This is a genomic window from Chloroflexus sp., assembly GCF_034432675.1.
In the GTDB taxonomy this organism is placed as follows: domain Bacteria; phylum Chloroflexota; class Chloroflexia; order Chloroflexales; family Chloroflexaceae; genus Chloroflexus.
Genome location: NZ_DAOUBI010000056.1, coordinates 1 through 6,606 on the forward strand (window position 1 = coordinate 1; position 6,606 = coordinate 6,606).

The window sequence follows — 6,606 nt, forward strand, 5'->3', positions numbered from 1 at the left end:
CATCGCGGCGGCAGCCAAGGCGATGACCGACGAAGGCTTGTGCGACCGAGTCAAGGTGTCGGGGTTGGGTTTGCCGGCAGAAATGGCCAGTTACACCCTCAGCGGATGTGCACCGCAGTTTGCCCTCTGGAGCTTCAAAGACCTGGGTTATCTGACCTACTATCTGGCTTACGGCATTGCCACCGGTCAGTTGCAGGGGGTGGAAGGCGAGCGCTTCAACGCCGGACGGATGGGCACCTACACCATCGAGAAGGACCCCACCCGTCCGAATGGACTACGAGTGCTGATGGGGCCGTTCACTGTCTACACTGCCGAAAACGTGAATGAGTAATTGATGTTGCAGACGGCAGGGATGATCGCCCTGCCGTCGCTCACACTAAAGATCTACGAGGAGTTGGGCATAGTAATACTATAGAGGTGTTTCCATTGTTATCTTCATCAATGATCTTGTAACCCTTGGAGAGTCAACTATGAAACGAGTTGGTTTCACGCTCAAAGTCAAACCGGAGCTGATCGAAGAGTACAAGGCCCATCATGCCAACGTCTGGCCGGAGATGCTCGACGCCCTGCGCCGGCATGGCTGGCACAACTATACCCTTTTCATGCGTAATGACGGGCTATTGTTTGGCTATGTTGAAGTCCCGGAGAGTTTCGAGCAAGCCCTGGCCGGGATGGCTACCGAAGAGGTGAATGCACGCTGGCAAACAATGATGGCTCCCTACTTTGAGAATCTTAGCGGTGCATACGCCGACCAGAGCATGGTGCAACTGGAAGAGGTATTTCATCTGGATTGACACTGGCAGATGATGCCCATCTGCACTACACGCTGACAGCAGGTGTCACGTTGGGCGCACGACTCTGTTATGTATGGGAAGAGTTGCATGATGGGCGGCACCTGATCGTTGTCCGCAATAGATAGGGCAGCATCACTAGCGAGGCCCGGATATAACGAGAGATTGATACCGGACGACAGGCCGGTTATCCGGCACAGGAGGAACCGTATGAACTTTACTGCTCCGACGCCGGCGCAGATTGAAGCTGCGTACACTGTAGCACGTGAACGTTACGCAGCCCTCGGTGTTGACACTGAAGCGACAATGAAAACGCTGGCAACCATCAGTCTTAGCCTTCATTGCTGGCAAGGTGACGATGTAGGCGGCTTTGAAAATCCCGGTGGCCCACTTGAGGGCGGCATTGCGGCAACCGGCAACTATCCGGGCAAAGCGCGCAACGGCGATGAATTACGCAGTGATCTCGATCTGGTCTATCGCCTCTTACCCGGTCGGCACCGGCTCAACCTGCACGCCATCTACGCGGAAACCGGTGGAGTTAAAGTGAGTCGTGATGAGCTGCGCCCTGAACACTTTGCCACCTGGCTGGATTGGGCAAAAGCAAATGGTCATGGTATCGATTTCAACCCGACCTGCTTTTCGCATCCCCTAGCTGCGGATGGGATGACCTTGGCCCATCCCGATCCGGCGATTCGCCGGTTTTGGATCGACCACTGTATTGCCTGCCGGCGAATTGGAGCGCATTTTGGGCGCGAGCTAGGAACACCGTGCGTCACCAATATCTGGATACCCGATGGGATGAAAGATAACCCGGTTGACCGATCGGGGCCACGGCAGCGATTGCGCGAAGCGCTGGATGCCATTCTGGCCGAGCCACTGGATCCGGCGCATAACCGCGATGCGGTTGAAGCCAAGCTCTTTGGCATCGGTTCCGAGAGCTATGTCGTTGGTTCACACGAGTTTTACCTAGGTTATGCGGTAAGCCATCCGGGGCTACTGATCTGCCTTGATAGTGGCCATTTTCATCCGACCGAAGTGATTTCCGATAAGATTTCGGCGGTCTTACTGTTTGTTGATGAACTCCTGTTACACGTCAGTCGCGGTGTGCGTTGGGACAGTGATCACGTGGTCACACTTTCAGACGAAACCCAGGCGATGATGCAGGAAGTGGTGCGTGGTGGGTTTCTATCACGCACGCATATCGGTCTCGATTTCTTTGACGCCAGTATCAATCGGGTAGCGGCCTGGACAATCGGTGCCCGGAATGTTCTGCGGGCATTGCTGATCGCCTTGCTTGAACCTACGGGACGGCTCCGCGAACTGGAATTAGCGGGTGATACAACAGCGCGGCTTGTCCTCCTCGAAGAACTCAAAGGAATGCCGTGGCAGGCGGTCTGGGATATGTACTGTTACCGTCACGATGTTCCGATAGGGATGGCGTTCCTCAACGAGATCCGTCACTATGAAACAGAAGTCCTGGCGATGCGCAGCTAGTCATTACAACAAACAATGTCTCTTCGCCAGACAGGGAGTTTGCCGATGAACACAGATAACACTCGGTTTCGCCATGTCAAGTATGGCTGGGATGCAACCTATGCAGCGACACTCGATCCGGTAGCCCGTCTGGTATACCGCTCGAATCTGTTAGGGAGTGATCAGCGGATTACGAATACCGGCGGCGGAAACACATCGGCCAAGATCACGGAGCGTGATCCACTCACGGCAGCGCCGGTCGAGGTGTTATGGGTCAAAGGCTCCGGTGGTGATTTGCGTACCAGCACCCGTACCAACTTTGCTTCACTCGAACTACGCAAATTACGCGAATTGCGCACGATGTATCTGCGCGATCCAGAGCGCGGCCCGAAGACTGCAATCGAGGATGCAATGGTTGATCTCTACCCGCATTGCACCTTCAATCTTAACCCGCGGGCATCATCTATCGATACACCCCTGCATGCGTTTATTCCCTATCGTCACGTCGATCACATGCATCCGAATGCGGTGATCGCCATCGCTGCTTCACGCAACGGCGAGCGATTGACACGCGAGATTTACGGTGATGAGGTCATTTGGATGCCGTGGCAACGTCCGGGTTTTGATCTCGGTCTAAAGCTGGAACAGATTTGTCGTGAGCATCCACAGGCGAAGGGGGTTATTCTCGGTGGGCACGGATTGATCAATTGGGCTGATGATGATCAGGAATGCTATGAGCGCACACTCGATCTGATCGAGCGTGCAGCACGATATATCGAAGCCCATGATCGAGGCGAGGCAACGTTTGGTGGTGCGCAATATGATGCGCTACCATTCGAACAACGCCGCTCGGTTCTGGCAGCCATTCTACCCTGGCTGCGTGGGCAGATTAGTCAGCAGCGACGCTTCATTGCCACCATTCAGGACGATGCGGCAACGCTCCGCTTTGTCAATAGTGTCGATGCACCCCGCCTGGCCGAATTGGGCACCAGTTGTCCCGATCATTTTCTGCGGACGAAGATCAAGCCGCTTTACATTGACTGGCATCCTCAGGCGGAAACGCTCGACGATTTGCAGCGCAAACTGGTTGAAGGACTTGAACGCTATCGCACCGATTACATCCACTACTACGAAACCCACCGTCGCCCCGACTCACCGCCGATGCGCGATCCAAATCCAACCGTAATTCTCATTCCGGGGCTGGGGATGATCGCCTGGGGCAAAGACAAGAGCGAGTCGCGGGTGACGGCAGAGTTTTACACGGCAGCGATAGATGTGATGCGCGGTGCTGAAGCGATTGACAAATATACCGCACTAACGCTACAAGAAGCCTTTGATATCGAATACTGGCAGCTTGAAGAGGCCAAACTGCGACGAATGCCGCCGGAGAAAGAGCTGGCCCGTCAGGTAATAGCGGTTGTCGGGGGTGGAAGTGGCATTGGGCGTGAGGTGGCTTTGCGGCTGGCTAACGAGGGCGCACATATCGTCTGCGTGGATAAAGATGGGGCAGCGGCGCAGGCAACAGCACAGGCGATCATTGATCGTCACGGGATGGGCATTGGGATTGCTGGGAGTGATATTTCGACTTGCGGCCCGGCAATTGGGCTGGTGGCCGACATCACGGATCGCACCAGTGTACGGACAATGCTCGAACAAGTCGTGCTGGCCTACGGCGGTCTGGATGCCGTAGCGGTAACCGCCGGTATCTTTGTCGCGCCCGATAACGAAGGCCGCATTCGCGACGATCAATGGGCATTAACCTTTGCCATCAATGTCACCGGTCACTATCTGGTTGCCGATGAAGCTGCACGTATCTGGCGTAAACAGGGTTTACCGGCAAACCTCGTCTTGACAACATCGGTGAACGCAGTGGTTGCCAAGAAGGGATCGCTTGCCTACGACACCAGCAAAGCCGCAGCTAATCACCTGATTCGTGAGCTGGCTATCGAACTAGCCCCGCTGGTGAGAGTCAACGGCGTAGCCCCGGCAACTGTCGTGCAGGGGAGTGGCATGTTTCCGCGTGATCGGGTGATTGCTTCGCTGACCAAATACGGTATTCCGTTCACTGCCGACGAACCGACCGACGTACTCACCGACAAACTGGCCCGTTTCTACGCTGAACGCTCACTACTCAAGCGCCCAATTACGCCGGCCGACCAGGCTGAAGCTTTCTTCCTACTTCTGAGCCAGCGGCTGAGTCAGACAACCGGCCAGATCATTACGGTTGACGGCGGGCTCCATGAAGCCTTCCTGCGATGAGAGGGCAACACCATGACAGACCTGGCACATTTTATTGCGATTGACATTGGTGCTTCAAGCGGGCGCGTCATTCTGGGTCGTTGGGACGGAACACGCTTCGCCCTCGAGGAGATCCATCGCTTTCCGAATGGGATGATCGAGCGTGACGGTCATTTATTTTGGGATGTCAAGCGGCTCTGGCATGAGGTGCAGCACGGACTGCGAACCTACGCCCGTCACAAGCAATCAAGCCGGTTAGCTAGTATTGGGATCGACACCTGGGCGGTCGATTACGGCCTGATTGATGAAGCGGGTAACCTCATCGGTGATCCCTTCGCCTACCGCGATGCTCGCAATGAAGGCATGGCCGAGCGAGTTGATGCCATTATCCCACCGACTGAACTGTATGAGCGTACCGGGCTACAACGGCTCCCTTTCAACACCCTCTACCAGTTGTATGCTGAACGACAAGGTGACCGCTTGCCGCAGGCAACCACAATGTTGCTCATACCCGATCTCTTTCACTACTGGCTGACCGGAAAGCGGGTAGCTGAGTATACCAATGCATCAACGACCATGTTCCTCGATGCCCGACGACGGGTATGGGCAACCGACCTCCTGGAGCAGTTGGGAATTCCGATTCACCTGCTACCACCACTGGTTATGCCGGGAACACAGCTTGGCCCCCTCGTACCCGCACTGTGCGAGGCACTCGGACTGCCGGACAAGGTTACAGTGGTAGCGGTCGGTACACACGACACTGCTAGCGCAGTCGCTGCCGTACCTCACCTTGATACCCAGAGCGCCTACATCAGTAGTGGGACGTGGAGTCTGGTAGGTGTGGAGCGTAACGAACCACTGATCAATGAAGCCGCACGCCAGATGAACGTAACGAACGAAGGTGGCGTGTATGGGACGATTCGCCTGCTCAAAAATGTTAGTGGATTATGGCTCTTGCAAGAGTGTCAGCGCTGCTGGCAGGCTGATGGCCTGAACCTGAGCTGGGATGAGATCATCGCGCAGGCTGCCAGCGCACCGGCAGGACGTTCATATATCGACCCTGACGCGCCAGAATTCCTGGCCGTGGGCGACATGCCGGCACGCATCCGCGAATACTGCCGACGCAATGGTCAGCCTGTACCAGAGACGGTAGGCGACATTGCCCGCTGCTGCCTCGATAGCCTAGCATTACGTTACCGAGAGGTCATTGATGCGCTGGCCGATCTCACCGGTCAACCGATCACGACGGTACGGATTGTTGGTGGCGGCAGCCAAAACACGCTCCTCTGCCAGTTGACGGCCGATCTGTGCCGACGACCGGTGGTGGCCGGGCCAACCGAAGGCACGGCCCTGGGCAACATTCTGGTGCAGGCGATAGCGATGGGGTATCTGCCTGATCTGGCGACGGCACGGCAGGTTGCTGCGGCATCGGTCAGCCAGACCATATACCGGCCAGAGGGGTTGATGAGAGGATCGGGTAGCGCGGTGACCAAATGAGGAGCAGGTAAAGCCACAGTGCACCCACCCCGCACCTCATCCACGGGAAGCGCAGAGGTGCGGGGAAGTGGTGTACGTTGTGTTCCGCCACGCCTGGAAACGTATGCTACTGTCTCTCCCTGCGTCTGCCGATCCGGCAGCACCGTGCGGTGTGCTGTAACACGCCCCCACCCTCACCCGCCCCTGCTGGGGGTGGAATGGCTCTCGCTATTGTGCGTTGGTTCAGGGAATGGTACCCCGTTGGAAGAAGGCACGATGTGTGGTTTCCGGTGGGAGTGCGCCGGAGGCGCACGCTCCCAGGATGAGCTGGAGGCGTGCGCTTCCAGAGCGGATAGACACGCCCCCACCCTCACCCGCCCCTGCTGGAGGCGGGAACTGCTGAGGCCGGATGATGCTCGCTACCGTGCGCTGGTTCAGGAGGCGATACTACGTTGGAAGAAGGCACGATGTGTGGTTTTCGGTGGGAGTGCGCCGGAGGCGTGCGCTCCCAGGGCCGACAGACACGCCCTCACCCTCACCCGCCCCTGCTGGACTATGCATTACCCACAACTGGTGCCAACCACGTGCGTATCAGCGGGGATGATCGCCATGGGTGCTGTTGTGGGCG

The 6,606-nt window shown here is 56.8% G+C and carries 4 protein-coding genes and 1 pseudogene; all 5 read left to right on the top strand.

Translation table 11 applies throughout. From position 1 onward, the window contains the following. Nucleotides 1–331: pseudogene (locus tag VAE55_RS04695) on the top strand (sugar ABC transporter substrate-binding protein); the annotation flags it as partial. A gap of 139 nt (nt 332–470) precedes the next feature. Further along, nucleotides 471–794 (top strand): L-rhamnose mutarotase, encoded by a 324-nt coding sequence (locus VAE55_RS04700; RefSeq protein WP_322814651.1) that lies wholly within the window; start codon nt 471–473, stop codon nt 792–794. Between the two features lie 207 nt (nt 795–1,001). Continuing rightward, on the top strand, nt 1,002–2,285 hold the full coding sequence (locus VAE55_RS04705) for an L-rhamnose isomerase (protein WP_322814652.1): 1,284 nt from the start codon (nt 1,002–1,004) through the stop codon (nt 2,283–2,285). A gap of 45 nt (nt 2,286–2,330) precedes the next feature. Then, the gene (locus VAE55_RS04710) at nt 2,331–4,523 is read left to right on the top strand and encodes a bifunctional rhamnulose-1-phosphate aldolase/short-chain dehydrogenase (RefSeq protein WP_322814653.1); all 2,193 of its coding nucleotides are present in this window, start codon (nt 2,331–2,333) and stop codon (nt 4,521–4,523) included. A 12-nt stretch (nt 4,524–4,535) separates the two neighbouring features. Next, nucleotides 4,536–5,999: a rhamnulokinase family protein gene (locus VAE55_RS04715; RefSeq protein ID WP_322814654.1), complete on the top strand. Its 1,464-nt coding sequence runs from the start codon at nt 4,536–4,538 to the stop codon at nt 5,997–5,999. Nucleotides 6,000–6,606: the final 607 nt, after the last annotated feature.